11 protein-coding genes are annotated in these 17,744 nt (G+C 48.9%); 3 read left to right on the top strand and 8 right to left on the bottom strand.

All coding sequences use genetic code 11. The features are described 5' to 3' along the window. Nucleotides 1–533: 533 nt before the first annotated feature. The 6 genes from J7439_RS18440 to J7439_RS18415 form a co-directional block, all read right to left on the bottom strand. The gene (locus tag J7439_RS18440; RefSeq protein WP_209203426.1) at nucleotides 534–1,079 is read right to left on the bottom strand and encodes a hypothetical protein; all 546 of its coding nucleotides are present in this window, start codon (nucleotides 1,077–1,079) and stop codon (nucleotides 534–536) included. A 375-nt stretch (nucleotides 1,080–1,454) separates the two neighbouring features. Then, complete coding sequence (locus tag J7439_RS18435; protein ID WP_209203425.1) at nucleotides 1,455–2,006, bottom strand: hypothetical protein; 552 nt, start codon at nucleotides 2,004–2,006, stop codon at nucleotides 1,455–1,457. Nucleotides 2,007–2,288: 282 nt separating this feature from the next. Then, a complete protein-coding gene (locus J7439_RS18430) occupies nucleotides 2,289–5,156 on the bottom strand; it encodes a valine--tRNA ligase (protein WP_209203424.1) in 2,868 nt (955 codons plus the stop codon). 391 nt (nucleotides 5,157–5,547) lie between these two features. Then, entirely contained in the window at nucleotides 5,548–5,841 is a 294-nt protein-coding gene (locus J7439_RS18425) for a YebG family protein (RefSeq protein WP_209203423.1), read from the bottom strand. A gap of 151 nt (nucleotides 5,842–5,992) precedes the next feature. Next, nucleotides 5,993–9,115 (bottom strand): hypothetical protein, encoded by a 3,123-nt coding sequence (locus tag J7439_RS18420; protein ID WP_209203422.1) that lies wholly within the window; start codon nucleotides 9,113–9,115, stop codon nucleotides 5,993–5,995. A 940-nt stretch (nucleotides 9,116–10,055) separates the two neighbouring features. After that, a complete protein-coding gene (locus tag J7439_RS18415; RefSeq protein ID WP_209203421.1) occupies nucleotides 10,056–10,505 on the bottom strand; it encodes a hypothetical protein in 450 nt (149 codons plus the stop codon). Nucleotides 10,506–10,920: 415 nt separating this feature from the next. Between J7439_RS18415 and J7439_RS18410 the strand changes: the two genes are divergently transcribed. Continuing rightward, entirely contained in the window at nucleotides 10,921–12,882 is a 1,962-nt protein-coding gene (locus J7439_RS18410; protein WP_209203420.1) for a bifunctional 2',3'-cyclic-nucleotide 2'-phosphodiesterase/3'-nucleotidase, read from the top strand. 162 nt (nucleotides 12,883–13,044) lie between these two features. Here J7439_RS18410 and J7439_RS18405 read toward each other — a convergent pair whose 3' ends face one another. Further along, complete coding sequence (locus J7439_RS18405; protein ID WP_209203419.1) at nucleotides 13,045–13,944, bottom strand: hypothetical protein; 900 nt, start codon at nucleotides 13,942–13,944, stop codon at nucleotides 13,045–13,047. Nucleotides 13,945–14,152: 208 nt separating this feature from the next. Here J7439_RS18405 and J7439_RS18400 point away from each other — a divergent pair, with 208 nt between their 5' ends. Further along, complete coding sequence (locus J7439_RS18400; RefSeq protein ID WP_209203418.1) at nucleotides 14,153–14,308, top strand: hypothetical protein; 156 nt, start codon at nucleotides 14,153–14,155, stop codon at nucleotides 14,306–14,308. Nucleotides 14,309–14,330: 22 nt separating this feature from the next. Here the strand turns inward: J7439_RS18400 and J7439_RS27230 are convergent, their stop codons facing one another. Further along, complete coding sequence (locus J7439_RS27230) at nucleotides 14,331–16,256, bottom strand: NEL-type E3 ubiquitin ligase domain-containing protein (RefSeq protein WP_209203417.1); 1,926 nt, start codon at nucleotides 16,254–16,256, stop codon at nucleotides 14,331–14,333. Between the two features lie 144 nt (nucleotides 16,257–16,400). Here J7439_RS27230 and J7439_RS18390 point away from each other — a divergent pair, with 144 nt between their 5' ends. Beyond that, a complete protein-coding gene (locus J7439_RS18390; protein WP_209203416.1) occupies nucleotides 16,401–17,474 on the top strand; it encodes an ankyrin repeat domain-containing protein in 1,074 nt (357 codons plus the stop codon). The last annotated feature ends 270 nt before the right edge of the window (nucleotides 17,475–17,744 follow it).

Genomic DNA, 17,744 nt, shown 5'->3' with positions numbered 1-17,744 from the left:
CACAGCGTGCCATGCAGTGGTAGTAGGGCGTACTGGCTGGATCTATGAGGTTTTTTCGGGCGGTCGTCATGTCATTTTTTTTGGTTGCTGGGTAGATTTCCTTAATGCCCTTAAGAGGCTCCAGAAGAAAAATAGACAGTGTGGCCGATTAGTCAAATTTTTGGGTGTCCTTTATTTCCTTAGAGAAGTATAACTGTCAGTAACGCCATTCACCCTGCCACCCAGCAATTAATAGCCGCCAGCATAACAACCCCCCCTAAATTCGAAGTAAGTGCTACGCATTCTTCCTGGACTTCTTCATCAACTATAGTGTCAACATCCAATGCTTATCTGGGTGGGAGCACCAAACCTACAACCAAACCTAAGTGATGGTGGTAACTGCTCCTGTCTATATTCTGCGACTCAATGGTGGCAGGATGAAAGGAAGAAAAGCACAGCGCGTGTAGTACGCGATGATTTTTGGGCACTGTGCTGTTCATCCGACAATAGGGACAGGGTTTTGTTCCCGTTTTCTAACCGATCAGGTTTAATATTTACCGCTCGTAGTAAGCCACAACCCTGTCAGCAAGTGTTGACCGTTCACAGCCGGCTCCATTGGACGCCTCCAGAACAAAATTGTAAGCCTTTGCTACCATGTAGGGACTAAGGTAGGCAGCAACGCTGAATCCTGTGAAATACCCGATAGCGCCACCAACCGCTACACCAATATACTGACCTTCTGTTATCCGACCTCCTGTTAACTGACCTTCTGGTCCTTCTATCATCTCTCCTAACATCGCACCTGCGGCACCCAGGGTGAAACACCCGACGTGGGCGGCAGCTTGCATGATAATCACTGAAGCGCTACCCATTGCGATCGCTGACAATGTGGCCAGAACACGCTCGGTTTTTCGGGTTTTCAGTAACGGCCCATCGTATCTGTTGTTTTGTTCCGATATCTGGGACCCTTTATTAGGGTACATATCAATAGACACTTCTTTGCCAGAATGCCTGGCTTTAGTTTCAGCCGGAAAACTGATTACAGTTGACGGATTGTATTGTTTGGTGAAATAAGATTCGGTGGTTTCGTTAGCATTCATATAACAGCTCAATTTAAATCGATTGATGAACTAAGGATTTGTCTCAGAATAAATCATTTTACTCAGTCTTGGAAAAGGTCGCCATCCACTGCGTGCAAATCAAAAACGGTTTTAGCTTTTCGGGTAGCACCTGCAGAAATATGGATGTGATTTTAGAGCAGTTTCTAAAAGCAATAAGCTATTGAGATAAATTACTTTTCAATAACATGACGGTTAGAATTGATAACGTCCAACGGATATAATAAGGGATCAGGTTGAACGCAACAGATTCAATTAATAAAGAGTGCCAATAAAAAGAAAATTGCAAAAACAGAGCATAAAAAACGCTGCGGCGGTTACAGCGATTTATTATTAACAATTCAGATTGCGTTGGGCTTATGCCTTTCTTGATGTTGGCACCTCCCCCTCATAATGAGCGACAATTCTATCAGCAAGACTGGACCTTTCAAAGCCATGGCCATTTGTCGCCTCCAGGACCTCATTGTAAACCTTTGCTACCCAACAAGGGATAAAGTAGGCTGTCACGGTTAAACCTATAAAAGCCCCAATAGAGCAACCGATCACGCTACCAAGAAACATACCCTTAGGCCCTGCTATCAGCCCACCCGTGGCACAAATGCCACCCAAAATGCCAGCCCCACAGGTAGCGACAATTGGCATGATGAATAATACTGAGGCAACACCCGTCGCGATTGCTGACAATGTGGCCAGGACACGCTTGGTTTTTCGGGCTTGCAGTGGCCGACCCTCATAGCCATTGTCCCCTTCAGGTATATGGCGGCCTTCATCGGGTTGCGCCACACTTGTTACTGTTTTTCCGGAAAGTTTGCCAGAAAGAGTTGCTTCATCTGGTCCCGGAAAAGGGGGCTGGGAGGGCAGAGCATATTGACCCGTTGTATCAGGCAGATCGTAACCGTCAGGAATCATATTACACCTCCATTTGTATAGATTGATTCGCAATGTTTCATTAGATGTAAATTGTTAAAGTCACATCCTTAGTTGTTGCATTTGATGGTATTAAGATATTAACAAGTACTTCAATAACATGAATGTCAGAATTACTATCATCCAGCGGGTGCAATGAGGAATCGGGCTGAAACAAGACTGACCAAATGAATAATACGTACCAACAAAAAGAAAATAAAAAAATGGTGCATAAAAAAATGGCTGCAGTGATTGCAGCCATTTTTATATTAACAATGTTCTGGTTTACAAAGCCTTGATTGCCTCCAGCTGTTCTTCCAGCTTGGCTCTGGCGGCTTGAGCTTCAGCCAGTTTGGCCTGCTCTTTGGCAACCACGTCGGCGGGTGCCTTGCTGATGAATTTCTCGTTGTTTAACTTGCCTTCAAAGCGGGCCACTTCTTTGGCAAACCGCTCAATCTCCTTATTGAGTCGGGCAGACTCTTTGTCCTTGTCGATCAGGCCAGCCATTGGTACCAGGACTTCCATGGAGCCTACCAGCTGAGTGGTTGCCATGGGGGCTTCTTCACCGGCGGCCAGAACCCTGATGTCTTCCAGTTTGGCCAGGGACTTCAGGAAGGTCTGGTTGTCATTCAGGCGGGCAACGTCGTCTGCAGAGGTGTTACGCAGCAATACATTCAGCGGCTTGCTTGGGCCAATATTCAACTCGGCACGAATATTACGGATACCGGTGATAAACGATTTGAGCCACTCAATATCACGCTCAGCCGTTTCATCAATACGGGCCGGGTCAGACACCGGGTAGCTCTGCAGCATCAGGGTGTCACCGGCAACGCCAGCACTGTGCTTGATGTTCTGCCAGATCGCTTCAGTGATATAAGGCATAAACGGATGGGCCAGGCGCATAATGGCCTCCAGAACCCGAACCAGTGTACGACGGGTGCCACGCTTGCGTTCTGCCGGTGCATGCTCATCCCACAATACCGGTTTGGACAGCTCCAGGTACCAGGCACAGTACTCATTCCAGACAAAGTCGTAGAGGTTCTGGGACGCGTGATCGAGACGGAACTCGGACAGGTTCTTTTCGATCTGGGCTTCAACCCGCTGCAGTCGGGAAACAATCCAGCGATCAGCCAGGGTCAGTTCAACAGGTTCATCACCATTACCACAGTCTTGATCATCAGTGTGCATTTTGACGTAGTTGGCAGCGTTCCAGATCTTGTTGCAGAAGTTCCGGTAGCCTTCCAGACGGTTCATATCCCAGTTGATATCACGGCCGGTGGAGGCCAGTGAGTACAGGGTGTATCTCAGGGCATCGGTACCGTGGGCAGAAATACCGTCGGGGAAAGTGCTGCGGGTACGCTTCTCAATCTTCTCCGCCAGCTGCGGCTGCATCATATTGCCGCAGCGTTTCTCCACCAGAGCTTCCAGGTCGATACCGTCAATCATATCCAGAGGGTCAAGGACGTTACCCTTGGACTTGGACATTTTGTCGCCATGCTCATCCCGGATCAGACCCGTCACGTAAACGTACTTGAACGGCACCTGTGGCTTGCCGTCTTCATCTTTCATAAAGTGCATGGTCATCATGATCATTCTGGCGACCCAGAAGAAGATAATGTCAAAACCGGTGACCAGCACATCGGTGGGGTGGAAGGTGTTCAGACGATCGGTCGGCTCTGGCCAGCCCAGGGTGCCAAAAGTCCAGAGTGCCGAAGAGAACCAGGTATCCAGAACATCGTCATCCTGTGTCAGGACAACAGGCGTCGGGATGTTGTGCTTTTCCCGTACTTCGGCTTCATTGCGACCAACGTAAACATTGCCGGCATCGTCATACCAGGCAGGAATCCTGTGTCCCCACCAGAGCTGACGGGAGATACACCAGTCCTGAATATCACGCATCCAGGAGAAGTACATGTTCTCGTACTGTTTGGGCACGAACTGAATACGGCCGTCTTCTACCGCTTCAATAGCCGGTTTGGCCAGCGGCGCAGCGCGGACAAACCACTGGTCAGTCAGCAGCGGCTCAATCACCACGCCGGAACGGTCACCGTAAGGCACCATCAGGGTATGGTCATCGATTTTTTCCAGCAGGCCAAGAGCATCCAGGTCTGCGACGATCTGCTTACGGGCAGCAAAGCGCTCCATGCCCCGGTAGGCTTCAGGAATAGCGGTATCAATGGATTGATTAACCGTACCGTCAATATTGTAGGCTTCTCCCTGCTGACGGATGTCGCCATTGAGCGTCATAACATTGATCATTGGCAGGTTGCAGCGTTTGCCAACTTCATGGTCATTAAAGTCGTGGGCCGGGGTGATTTTTACGCAGCCGGTGCCTTTTTCCATATCGGCGTGTTCATCAGCGACAATCGGGATGCGACGGTTGACCAGGGGCAGAATAACCGCTTTTCCGATCAGGGCCTGGTAACGTTCATCTTCCGGGTTAACCGCCACACCGGTATCCCCCAGCATGGTTTCCGGACGGGTGGTGGCAACCACGATATAGTCTTTGCCCTCTGCGGTTTTCTCACCATCCGCCAGTGGATAGCGCAGATGCCACATGTTGCCTTTGACTTCTTTGTTTTCCACTTCCAGATCGGAGATGGCAGTGTGCAGTTTTGGATCCCAGTTCACCAGACGCTTGCCCCGGTAGATCAGGTCGTCTTCATAGAGGCGGACAAAGACCTCCTGGACAGCGGCATAGAAGCCCTTGTCCATGGTGAAGCGCTCGGTATCCCAATCAACAGATGCCCCCAGGCGACGAAGCTGACGGGTGATGGTGCCGCCGGACGCTTCCTTCCACTCCCAGATTTTATCGGTAAAGGCTTCACGTCCGTAGTCGTGACGGGTTTTGCCTTCTTCGGCCAGGATCTTGCGTTCAACCACCATCTGGGTTGCGATACCCGCATGATCAGTACCCACCTGCCAGAGCGTGTTGCAGCCTTTCATCCGGTGGTAGCGGATCAGGGCATCCATAATGGAGTCCTGGAAGGCATGGCCCATGTGCAGACTGCCGGTGACATTGGGAGGGGGGATCATGATGGAGTAGGGCGTGCGGTCACCGCGCTGGTCAGAAGCCGGCGCAAAATAGCCTTTCTCTTCCCAGTTTTGATACAGCGTGCGTTCGATGGCTTGGGGGTTGAACGTCTTTTCCATAACTGCTTTTCCAGTAGAGGTTCCAACTGTTCCCGGAACTCCTGAAGAGCAGGGGGGCTCCGGGTTTGGATAAACCGGTGATTATACACCGTGGGGCTGGATCAGGAAGAACCTTCATCGCGGCAGCCGGGTTTTTTGGCCATTATTGGCCCATGGAAAGTACCGAATCAGCTGTTATTTTAAGTATTCATAAAATGTGATTGGTCTCCACAGATACTCATGACGATTGTTCGTCACCCTCTGGTATGAAAGATTTGCCACGGAGGCACGGAGACACAGAGGTAAAACTTTATCTTGTCTCCGTGCCTCTGTGTCTCCGTGGCAATTTTTCTTTCACGGCAAAGTACATTTCACTATGAGCAGCATCACGCCTTTGTGGCTTATATCAATATCAGGCAATCGCTTCACGAATGTCCACGGTGTTGTTTTCAGCAGGTTTGCTCTCCAGTTTGATCTCCTGCAGGATTTCAGGCTTGCCTTTAAAGGCTTTGGCGAGAATCTCCTTGTTCCGTGACAGCAGCAGACCGATCTCTTCCGCCAGTTGTTCATCGATCTTGAAATTGGCTTCCAGCATACCCGTGATGCCATCGGCCAGCTCAAGCATACGATCGTGTTCTTCCGCGGCTTTCTTATCAGTAAACATGCTTCCGTCCCGGTCAACTCGCCACATGGGGGTAATGGACATGGGCTTCCTCCTGTAATGGGTTCTTTGTACTGTATATAAATACAGTTATTTTGTCCAGAAGGCTGTCCGGGAATCAGCTAGTCAATTTCCAGCTCAAGTCAGGTCTAAAACTCTGGAAGCCAGCCCTGCCAGGTATACTGTGACCTTGGGTTCAGAGGATTTGACACGAAAAGCCTTGGTCTGTGGGCTTTTCAGGCTGATTTTCTGGTTGTGAACGCGCGGATTCAGGTATCTGCTTCGGCACGAACATTACGGCCTCTAGCTGGCGGTCATCGTCGGTACAGTAGGGACGCTTCTCACAAACCACGGTAATACCCCGCTCTTTCAGCACTGCCTGCGCTTTCGACGAAGTCAGTGTTTCCTGCGTCAAGGTCCCTGGGTTCATTCGTATTCCCTGGCTCTTCAGCCGTTGCACCTCTTGCTCCAATGCCTGTTGTGTTGCCGGGCTTAGCAGCGATGGGTTATGCCTGTACTGCATCTTTTCCAGCAGCGTCATTCCGGCCGGAATCTCTACCTGGTGGAGATCATACCAGCTGTTATGAATACCATAAGTGATGCCTTTGCTCTGATCAGCCCTGCAAGCCTGGTGGTAGGGGTCTGAACAGACAATAATTCCAGCGGCCTGAGCAATTGTGCGCCGAACATTGTCATCAATAAACCGGTTCATTCTTTCCACTGGCTCAGTTGTCCATTCAAAGTGCTCAGAAATCTCTGAGCCATTGTCAATCAGACCGTAGACCTCGGTATATTTTTTTTCGCGGTGATCGTTGGGTTGCCCGGTTACTTGCGCCAGATCAGCCGCACCGTGCATGGCGGCTTCCAGATGCCGTTGAAATTCAGTCCTGTTGCCAGGCCCGGAGGTAAAATCCCAGGGCAACTGCGGCGGCAGGTCAAGACGTGTAGCGTCAAACCCCCCGGGTTCAGCCACCGCTAATCCGGGAAAATCAGCCCCAACCCCGCAACAACGGATAATGTCCATACGATCTGCAAAGCGTAATATGCGCAGATACCAGCGCACGGAGTCAGACAGGTTCTGCTCATCTGCGCCATTGACATCATTTTCCTTGCTGACCATCGCCTTTGCCATATCTTTCAGTAGCGGTTCAGGATAGTGCCCGATCAGGTCTCGTTTGAAGTAGTCAGCTGACTTTCTTTCTTCCACTGATTTGTCGACATCTTCGGCAGCAGCAGCATGGTAGATAATCGCCAGTGCCAGGAGTTTTTTTTCTTCCGGGCGCAGGTAATGCTGCTGAAATTTTTCCAGCAATTCCATATACCAGAGCCCATTATTCCTGGCCCGCAGGACATGACTGCAACTGTGCAGCGGTTTCCACACGGTTGGCAAGGTATGTCTGCCAAGGCTCTGGATCACCCGTTCCGGTCCCGGACGGCGGTAATAATGCTGCAATACCTTCAGGATGGTGCTTTCATTATCGCCGACATTATCAGGCAGGAGGGGCGGTTTGCTGAACGCGTCCACCATAAACTGTAATGCCGCTGGTACCTCGGTTTCCACAGGTGCCGCCAATGGGCAAGCATCGTCCGGCAGACCGAGCGATTGTTTCAGATCCGCGATTTCCAGATTGGCCTGCCGGACATGTTCTGACCAATTCAGGTAGAAAGGATGCTTGTTTCGTTGCTCCCACAGTTCATCAAGCCATCGGATGAACTCAGCCACGGATAAATTACCAATAACCTTCCTACCGCCACGGCACGAACAGTCCAGATTACGTTTAACCCTGGCCAGAATATCTTTGTTCAGGGAAGCTCCGTAATGAAACAGGGCTAGCAGGTGGGACTGGAAGATATCAAGGTTTGAAGGGTAATCAAAGTCGTCATACAGTATCTCTTTAAGACAGCTCTGCCGTTGCTGTTGGCTGAGTTCCCGACAGATTCGGTCAAATTCAACGACGCTTCCCGTATAACCGATCAACGGCAACCACTTGAGATCTTCCCGGCTCAGGAACTCAAATGGAGCAAAGGCGGCCACCATATAATTCATTGTGCTCGCTCGCATTACCGCCGATTCTCGCCTGCTTAGCGTACAGTAAAAAACCGAAGTAACCTTCTGATCCATCCTTGACCCGCTCTGCAGAAGCAACTGAAGTAAACGGCAAGCTTCTTCCTCTTGTTCCCGGATTTGCTCCTGTTCAGACTGATCATTTCTGAGCATTTCAGTAATCAGCAACTTTTCAAGCAACGATGTAACATACCCTTGTTTTTTATGAAAAAAACGGTGGTGAATTGGCAAGCCACTCTGTTTTAATTCCAGAAGCCTCCCGGAACTGTAACAACAGGGATCACTCACCAGCTTGATGGCCTGTTGCAATTTGTGAAAAACATCCGGTGAGGCGGTTAATTCCGAACTCAGTGCCTCTGTACGCAAAGGCACTGGCAGAAGATTCAACATGGCTCTGAAATTTTCCTGGTCTGTGCCCTGTGAGAATGCAAAATCATCCAGAGAATGCTCATTCAGGGCCAAGTGTTTACTGTCCAGCTCATCATCAAAACAAACCTGTACAGAACCTGTGCGGTGACAATAAATAACCAGAGGCAACGGTCCAAGCTGCAATACCTCTTCACAATGACGTTTATCCTGCAGGATATCGGCAATATTCATCTGAGTATCGAGGTAAACAAAAAAGCATCTGATATCTTTTTTGCTGTAGTTGGTAAGCACCAGTTCCGGATAATCAAGATAATTATAGGCGTGGGAATTATTGCGGATTACCAATCCAGGCAAACTGAAAGTCCCATCTGCTCGCAGATGTCCCGAGGTGAAACGAGGATAAACTCTCCAAATGGCTTGATTGGCATGCTCAAGACATTTCTCGTGTAATGATTGCAGATCAGGCAGTAATTTTATTGACAGTTTATCCGGATCCATGTCGGGCTCCGTATATGCATTATGTTTATAAACATACAGGCATTGTGGATTAACAATGCCTACCATCCATTTACCAAACCCATCTGGTACGCGTGCTACGGGCATCATCCTCCCCGGCAGGAGGAGGGTGAATGGCCTTGGTGCACCCTTACCCGAAAAGTAATCATTTTCTTTAGTCAATTTAATTCGCCGAAACGCCAGGTACCCGCTCTCTGCTGCCCGAAGTAGCACTTGTCGCTCATCTTCCCTGGGATGCCGGGGTATCAGCTTGCTGGTCGGTGCGCAGGTTGCCCATTGGCCAGAGACCGTTACCGGCTGGGTGTCAGGCTTTGGTTGGGGATGAGGGTGCAGGTTGGCGGAGGTATCCATGCCGCTGACAACATTCATGGTAGTTCTCAAGCAAGACTTATTTAGTTACTTTAGCTACCCACTTCTATCATTAAGAGTGGATTCTATCATCATCAGAGAGTAACTGGCTGGTAAAAGTTCCAGTATGGCTCCACTGTCCGTAGCTGCATTTTCGTAGCGAGATCACAGTATTTTACATGCCCAGCCTCCCAGGAGGCTGTCCGAGAATAGTCTGCCCTACGATGGCTGCAATAAATTGGTCTAAAAATTCCTGCTTAAATTGCAAGTCTTCAGGAATGCTGTGGCCAGTCTCCTGCTGATCAGCATCGTCCTCTTCACTGTCACTGGTTTCGGCTTTTTAATCAGAGCCTCAACTTCAGCCATTTGAAACTGCTTGTAAAAGAAACTGCTTGTAAAAAAGGTGGCCTGGTTTCAACTTTCGCATTTATTTTGCATTGATAATGATACGAATTCAGGATTAACAGTAAATACAAACAGCTTGAACTAAAGCTATGAAATACTAAAAACGACAATAATCAACAACCCTTATTTGCCACCCCTAGACTGTATACTTTTCTCTCTCGAATATTTGCAAATTTTGTAAAGTTGGATATTTTTTCATCAATCTGAAATGAATAAAAGTCAACTGACGGGTTAATCAAGCGATGCATCTTCGATTTCCAGTTAAACCAACTAATCTAGGTTTTCTGCCTGATCAAAAATTTCCTCATGATGATAAAAAATTTCCTGATGATCCTGATAAAAAACTTCCTCATGATGATGATAAAAAATTTCCTGATGATCCTGATAAAAAACTTCCTCATGATCGTGCTAAACCAACCAGCGTGTTTCACTCACGTCAAGTGGCTAATAATAAAAAGACAGGGAAGACGACACCTGCACCGGGTAGCCAGGATCAAACCAGCCATTTGGTTCAGTCTGCCAGTTCTTCAGTCTCGCTCAGGCAGACAAAGTCAATTCATTCAAGCGCAGCTGTTTCAATAGATAGCGCCAACTCAATCACCGCTTCGGCCAGCAGTTCAAATCCAGCAAACGCTTCAACATCATCTGCAAGTACAGCGGGTTCAATAAATAGCGCCACTTCAATCACCGCTTCGGCCAGTAATTTAAACACAGGAAAAGCTTCAACATCATTTGAAAGCACAGCGGGTTCAATAAATAGCGAAACCTCAACAACCACTTCAGCCAGCAGTTCAAATCCGGAAAAAGCTTCAACATCTGGAAGCGCATCTGGTTCAATAAATAGCACCACCTCAAAAACAGATTCGGCGAGCAGTTCAAATCCAGTAAAAGCTTCAACATCATCTGCCAGCGCTGCTGGTTCACTAAATAGCGCCACCTCAACAACCACTTCGGCCAGCCATTCAAATCTAACAAACGCTTCAACCTCTGCCAACGCAGACAGCATACACACGGCAACGGCCACTATGCCGGAGGCAATGAAGTGAGGTATGTTGGTCAGACATCATCTTCAGGGTGTTTCTTGCAAAAATGTTATCTATTGAGTGGGGTAGGGGTGTCCACATTTACGATGACATAGTATCTGACCTGCAAAGAAATGGCTTTTTGATAGATTGTTGGCATGTATACTGTCAGGATGCCAAAGCCACAGAATTTCAATCTGCGAATCCACCAGTAAGAGTTCAGCCTGAACCGGAAAAGGCTGGATTCCTGGGCTCTTTCTGTAAAATCCTCTGATCAGAAAAAAACCTGCAAATCCTGATAGATACTCAAAGTAAAGCTGCTGTACTATGCGTTTTTTGTAATTTGGTGATACGACAATTCACCGTCTTACTCAGCAATCATTGAATGAAAGGTTTTGCATGTACTTTCGACGTTCCCCTGTTTCCATGGCTGTCTTTGCAGCCCTGGTTTCTGTCAGTGGTCTGACCTCCGCTGCTACGATTGACCTCCGGGTTGTTGAAACAACCGACCTTCACGCCAATGTGATGGATTTTGATTATTACAAGGGAAAGCCCACCGAACAGTTTGGACTTGCCCGTGTCGCAACACTGGTCAAACAGGCCCGTGCCGAAGTTGAAAACAGTGTTCTGGTGGACAATGGCGATTTGTTGCAGGGCTCGCCAATGGGCGATTACATGGCCGACAAAGGTCTTGAGCAAGGGGATATGCACCCGGTCTACAAAGCCATGAACCTGCTCGACTATGACGTAGGTAACATTGGCAACCACGAGTTCAATTACGGTCTGGACTTTCTGAATGAAGCCATTAATGATGCCCGCTTCCCATATATAAGCGCTAACGTGGTGGATGCCAAAACCGGCAAAAACCTTTACAAACCTTATCTCATCAAGAGCCAGCAGTTTAAGGATTCGGATGGCAAGTTGCAGACCGTCAAGGTTGGCTACATCGGTTTCGTACCACCACAGATCATGCAGTGGGACCGTAAACATCTCGAAGGAAAAGTGGTCGCTTTCGACATCGTTGAGTCGGCAAAAAAGTTCGTGCCACAAATGAAAGCCGAAGGAGCTGATATTATCATTGCCATTCCACACTCCGGCATGAGCAGCGAGCCTTACAAAGCCATGGCGGAAAACTCCACCTACTATCTGTCTTTGGTGGAAGGCATTGATGCCCTCATGTTTGGCCACTCCCACGGCGTTTTTCCGGCGGAAGCATTTGCTGATATCCCCGGCGTAGATGTGGAAAAAGGGACCATCAACGGCGTACCCGCAGTTATGCCGGGTCGCTGGGGCAGCCATCTGGGGCTGGTTGATTTGAAACTGGACAACCGCAGTGGCAAATGGGAAGTGGTTGATGCCCGGGCAACCACACGCGCTATTTTTAATACCAGGACCAATACCTCCAAAGCCAAGTCATACAGGGATATAGTCAACATCATCAAAGAAGAGCACCAGGGCACTCTGGACTTTGTTAACCAGCCTATTGGCAAGGCTTCTGACCAGATGTACAGCTATCTGTCACTGGTTCAGGACGACCCTACCGTGCAGATCGTGAACAATGCGCAGATAGATTACGTTGAACGCTTTATCCAGGGCGACCCTGATCTGGAAGGTATTCCTGTTATCTCCGCTGCTGCCCCTTTCAAAGCCGGTGGTCGTAAAAATGATCCGGCTGGCTACACCGAGGTGGAGGCAGGCACTCTGACCTTCCGTAATGCTGCCGACCTGTACCTCTATCCCAATACACTGGTTGCCCTGAAAGTGACCGGAAAAGAGGTGAAAAACTGGTTGGAACGCTCCGCAGGTCAGTTCAATCAGATCAATCCTGAAAGCACCGAACCACAACCTCTGCTGAACTGGGATGGTTTCCAGACCTATAACTTTGACGTGATGGATGGGGTTGAGTATCAGATTGATGTGACCCAGCCCGCCCGTTTTGATGCGAACGGTATGCAGGTAAACGACTCTCACCGTATCATCAACCTGACTTATCAGGGTAAGCCGGTGAAAGCGGACCAGGCATTTATTATCGCTACCAACAACTATCGCGCTTATGGTGGTGGAAACTTTGCCGGGACGGGGGATAAGTTTGTTGCGTTTGCTTCTCCTGATGAGAACCGTTCGGTTCTTTCTGCGTATATTACGGCTCAGACCAAAAAGAACGGTCAGGTAATACCAAGTGCTGACAACAACTGGCGTCTGGCACCCATCAAGTCAGACAAAAAACTGAACATTATCTTTGAAACCGGTAACTCCAAAAGCGCGGAACGTTTCATTGCAAAACGGGCCGCTTATCCCTTGAAAAAGCAGGGGCAGGACGAAACAGGTTTTGCGCTATACCAGATTGATCTGAGCAACTGACACTCCCCGCCCTGCCGGGCGAGTTCTTCGCCCGAGAACGTTTTTGTTTTGCGCCTCGTTCCCACGGTACCCCTGTGGGAATGAACCCCGAACCTCTTCGCAAAGTCAGAGCCTGTCCGGGCTCTATTTTATTGGCCAACTACTTAATAGCAATTCCACCTTCTAAACATAAACTGCCCAGCCATTTTGAACAGCTGGATCTTTGTCATGCTTACTTCTGTACTCAGCCCTGCGTTTCCTTTCGCGCTCGGCGAAATCAGGGTCATTCAGGTAGCGTTGCTTTTGGCGCTCCCTTTGGCGCTGGGCGTAATCAGGATCATTATGGTAGCGCTCTCTTTGGCGCTGGGCGTAAACAGGATCATTACGGTAGCGCTGCCTTTGGCGCTCCCTGTTGCGCGCCCTTTCGCGCTCGACGTAAGCGGGATCACTGCGAAGCTTATGTAGGCGCTTCCTTTTGCGCGCCCTTTCGCGCTCGGCGAAATCAGGATCATTATGGTAGCGCTCCCTTTGGCGCTCCCTTTGGCGCTCCCTTTCGCGCTGGACGTAAGCGGGATCTTTGCGAAGCTTTCTCATGCTCTCCCTTTGGCGCTTCCTTTTGCGCTCAATTTTTGAAGAGTGATAATCAACAATTTCTGTTGTCTGGGCCGTTTGGTTATCACTTGTAGTTTGGTTCAGGTTTAGCGGGTTAATTACAGTACAGGGTTGTAAATATTGTGGTTTAGAGAGTAAGTCAGGAAGATCAGTTAATGGATAATCTGGCTTCAAATGGCTCGCTGGTGTTGGCTCCCTGATCTCAGGCTCACTCCCTGAAAAGTATATTTGCTGAATAAGAGCAATTTTTGGTCTTGATGACAGTTCATCGGGTTCATCAGGTTTCCAGGGGACATATTGATCAAGGACTGATTGTGGTATTTCAGGAATGGCTGTGTAAAAACAGCCTGCTATCTCTAAAAGTGTTAGAGGCCTGATATCATATTTAATCAATGGATCATCGTTATTTTGGGCTATATCTGAATGGTTATGGTAAACAGGAAAAGAAGTATCCAGCGTCTGTACAGACATTCCTTGATATATCGAGGATTGTTCCCTGGCATCAAATCGATATGTTGGTTCTATTAAATCCAATGAGTCGGAACAGAGTTCGCCAAAAGCAGGATCGGATGAAGGTAAGCTACTGAAGAAATCCATTGAATTATTGAATTGTTGAATTACAGCTTTAGATCACTCTTTCTTATAAAAGTTCCTCCCTGATACAAACCATTCAATACTTATGGTTATTAATATTAGCGACGTTAAGCTGTTCGAAAGTCAGCGCCCTGCGGATGAGGAAGACGATGGTGGTCGGGTGACAGGAAACGAGGTCATTGATGGCAACGTCAATAATCTCTTTCAGGATATTTCAGTGAAACCTGTTATCAAAGGCTGATCAGATATTCAGGAACGTGGTTCTAACTGCCATCTCGTGGTTTCTCCGTCAGCCGGTAGACAATTGACCAGTCCAGCGGCTTTTTGAAAAATGGATCCTTGCTGTTTTCCAGGAAAGCCCGGCGCAGGCTGTGGTAATCATAGTGATCGTCATCAAAGACAACCATTTGGTCTGTTTTGTCCAGGCAGAACGGACATTCCCTGATCCGCGCAACCATTCTGGGCTGGAGCTGCTCAAAAGCTGGAATGGCCAGGTTGCGCAGGTATTTTTGCCAGGGTCCCCATGTTCTCAGGAAGTCCTCCAGGGCATCTTCACTACAGTGCCGTTTGATATCCATGGCGGCCTGGTTTATATGCCACTGGGAAACCCGGCTGCAGGCTCTGAACAGCATGTCCCGGGTTGCGCCCGGCAGGTTAAAGCGCTTGCGCAAACCAATCTGATAAGCCAGCTCTACTTCAATCGGACTGACGAAATTCATGGTGTTTATATGACGTCTGGCAATCTCTTTCACCGCATCCAGAATCATCATTTGCCGACCCAGGGCGCGCAATTCTCCGGGGTCGCTGTGCTGCTGCATAGCCATGGTTTCTGCTGATCTGGACAACTCCAGTGTTTCCAGGTCATCCAGAGCCAGAATAACCCGGTCGTCACAAGTACTGGTGGCATGGTGTATGCGCATCAGGGCGTTTTCCTGAATCTCTTGATTACTGCCGAGCAGCGACATGACCCCTAACACTCGCTGGGCCAGTATCCGCTGTGTTACGCGGTTCTGGTAATCTGCAGTACCGGTCAGGCGTTGCAGATAATAAGTCAGGCTTTGCTCCTGGTCAGGCCGCAGATCGAGAATTGGGATGGGTGAGTGAGATTTTGCAAGATTCGCCCAAAATGTAAAAGCCTCTTCAAACGTGTTAAATGTGCGCTCTGGTACCCCCTGCGGTTCAGCTACATAAAATTGCATGCCTTCTGGTTGTTCATGTTCAAGCTGGGCGAGTAGCGCCGCTGGCAACCCGGTATTTTCCAGATATACCTTGCGCAAACGCAATTCCTGACCCTCCGTCGTCCAGCCCAGTTCTGTAATCCAGTAAGGCAGGGCGGTCAGGCTAACGCAGCCAGAGAGATCAAGATCGCCACCGAGCTTGATCCTGGCAGGCAGTTCTCCCAAGTTGGTGCAATCTTTCAGGATAAGGTTGCCACCTATTTCCAGTAGAGTATCTGACGCTATTCTCAGCTCAGTGCAACCTTCAAGGGTAAGGTTTCGGCCCACCTTGAGGGTTTGCGGCAGCCACTCCAGATTGGTACAACCCTTGAGGTATAGATTTTCCGGTATGTTCATACCATTGGGCAGTTCCCTGAGAGTGGTGCAGTTAATAAGGCTAAGGGTCGCCAGTACCGAGAGATTTTCCGGCAGTTTTTGCAGATTGTAACAATCGTTAAGAAACAGGCTGCGCCTGACAATCAGGTCATCGGGCAAATATTTAAGTCCGGTGCAACCGTTGAGCAGAAGGTTTTCCCCCACAAAGAAATTTGTCGGTAAAGTCTCCAGGCTATGGCATTCGTTAAGCTCAGCACTCAGTCCTACGGTAAGGTTTTCAGGCAAAGACCTGAGGCGGGGGCAAGCCTTAAGGAAGAGGGTCCGCCCCACGAAGAAGTTTTGCGGTAACTCTGGCAGTTGGCTGAAATCCTCAAAATCAACACTGAAGAGCACGTACAGGCGTTTGGGAACAGCCTGAATCTCGCTGCGCTGGGACCGGCTGAGAGTGGGAAACAGGTCACCATTAATTTTATAGCAGAGGTTTTCGGAAACATTACCCTCCCTCATCAACCGGATCATTTCGGTTGGGTCGGTCTCCCGGACTTTAATGACTGAGAATTCCGATAAAAGTTTAACGTTATGTGGGAACAGTGCATCAATGGACAATGAATCGCGGCGTATAAGATTTTCTGGCACTGGGCCGTTAGCGTCAGTATCCGGACATTGCGTTGTTCTACTTACACTCGTACCAATATTGTGTGAAGGGAGATTGCCCGGTGATGTTACGTTCATATCATCATTTTTCGGCTGTGAGTAATGTATAAGGATCACAACTGATTGATGAAGTTCACTTTTTCTGGTGGTTACTGCAAAAATGATACGGACAGGCTCCTGGTTTCGGTTCATTACACGTCTATGCTTGTGTTCGTCAATCCACCAAGTCAATCCACCAAAAAGACGGAGGAAATAGAAATGTCACCGGGTGATGAGTGCTCATTGTCTTCTGATGCCGGGCAAGACAGTGAGACGAGTACTGACTTACTCCATAAACTGGTATCGGCAATCCAGAATCATGAACTGGAAACAGTGTGCACCATGCTCGATCAAGGGGCTGATGCAAATGCCAGGGACCAGAAAAGTTCACTACTGCATTATGCGGTACGGGCGGGCCAGAGTGATATTGTCGAAGTTCTGTTGGGTCATGGTGCTGACCCCAATGGCCTGGACGGTAAAGACCACCGTCCGCTATTTACCGCAGTAAGTGATGGGCATGATAAGATTGTCGAGCTGCTGCTGGATGGTGGTGCCACTCTGTATCATCTCGGACACTTTGACCATGCGCGGCTGATGTCCTGGGCGGTTCGTCATGGTCCCCAAATGACTGCCACCCTTCTGGCCAATGGCGTGGAACCGAATGATCCCGACTGCATCATCTCTCCATTGACTGAGGCGGTACGCACAGGTTGCCCGGAGGTGATCAAGCTTCTGCTGGCCAATGGTGCCAAGCCAAATGCTCGTAACTGTACGGGCTTGGCAGTTCTTCATTCAGAACTGATAGGCTATATACGTTGTTCAAATTTTGTAGAAGTCTTTAACATTTTGCTGGCCAACCACTTTGATCCATTTGCCCAGCGATATTATCGCCCGCATGAAATTGATTATATCAACGAGCCTGATTTGAGCTTTATCCGTCAGGCTGAGCGGTTCCGGCATATCGAACTTGTTAACATCTTGAAGAATTATACGCCTGTACCTTACCAACCGGCATCGTTACAGTGTTGGGCCCGTGCCTCTATCCGCTCCCGGCTGGTGCAGAACCGGGCTAATCTGGCGCAAACCCTGTCCGCCGATTCTCATTGCCTGCCGCTGCCCAAGGACTTGAAAATTTTTGTCTACCGGCCGTTGTCCTTTTAGCAAAATATTATTCCAGGCTCTCAGTTAGTGAAGTTATCACCATCGACGTAGTTGTTTGTACAAGGGCTCCCAAGAGTAGAGTCTTCAATGGAGAAGCAGACTATGTGTTACTGCGCTGCCAGGAAAAAGCACTTGTATGGCTTTCAGGGGCATTTGCTGGTTGAAGCACGGGCATACCAGTAGGATTCACCCTTACTGCAAAAATGATACGGACAGGCTGTGCCAGGTGGATATGAGAAGCCAGCCGCCAGCCCCCTCATCAAGCGCAGG

The sequence above is a fragment of the Salinisphaera sp. G21_0 genome, from assembly GCF_017744115.1.
Classification (GTDB): domain Bacteria; phylum Pseudomonadota; class Gammaproteobacteria; order Pseudomonadales; family Endozoicomonadaceae; genus Endozoicomonas.
This window is presented reverse-complemented; position numbering and strand designations above follow the sequence as displayed.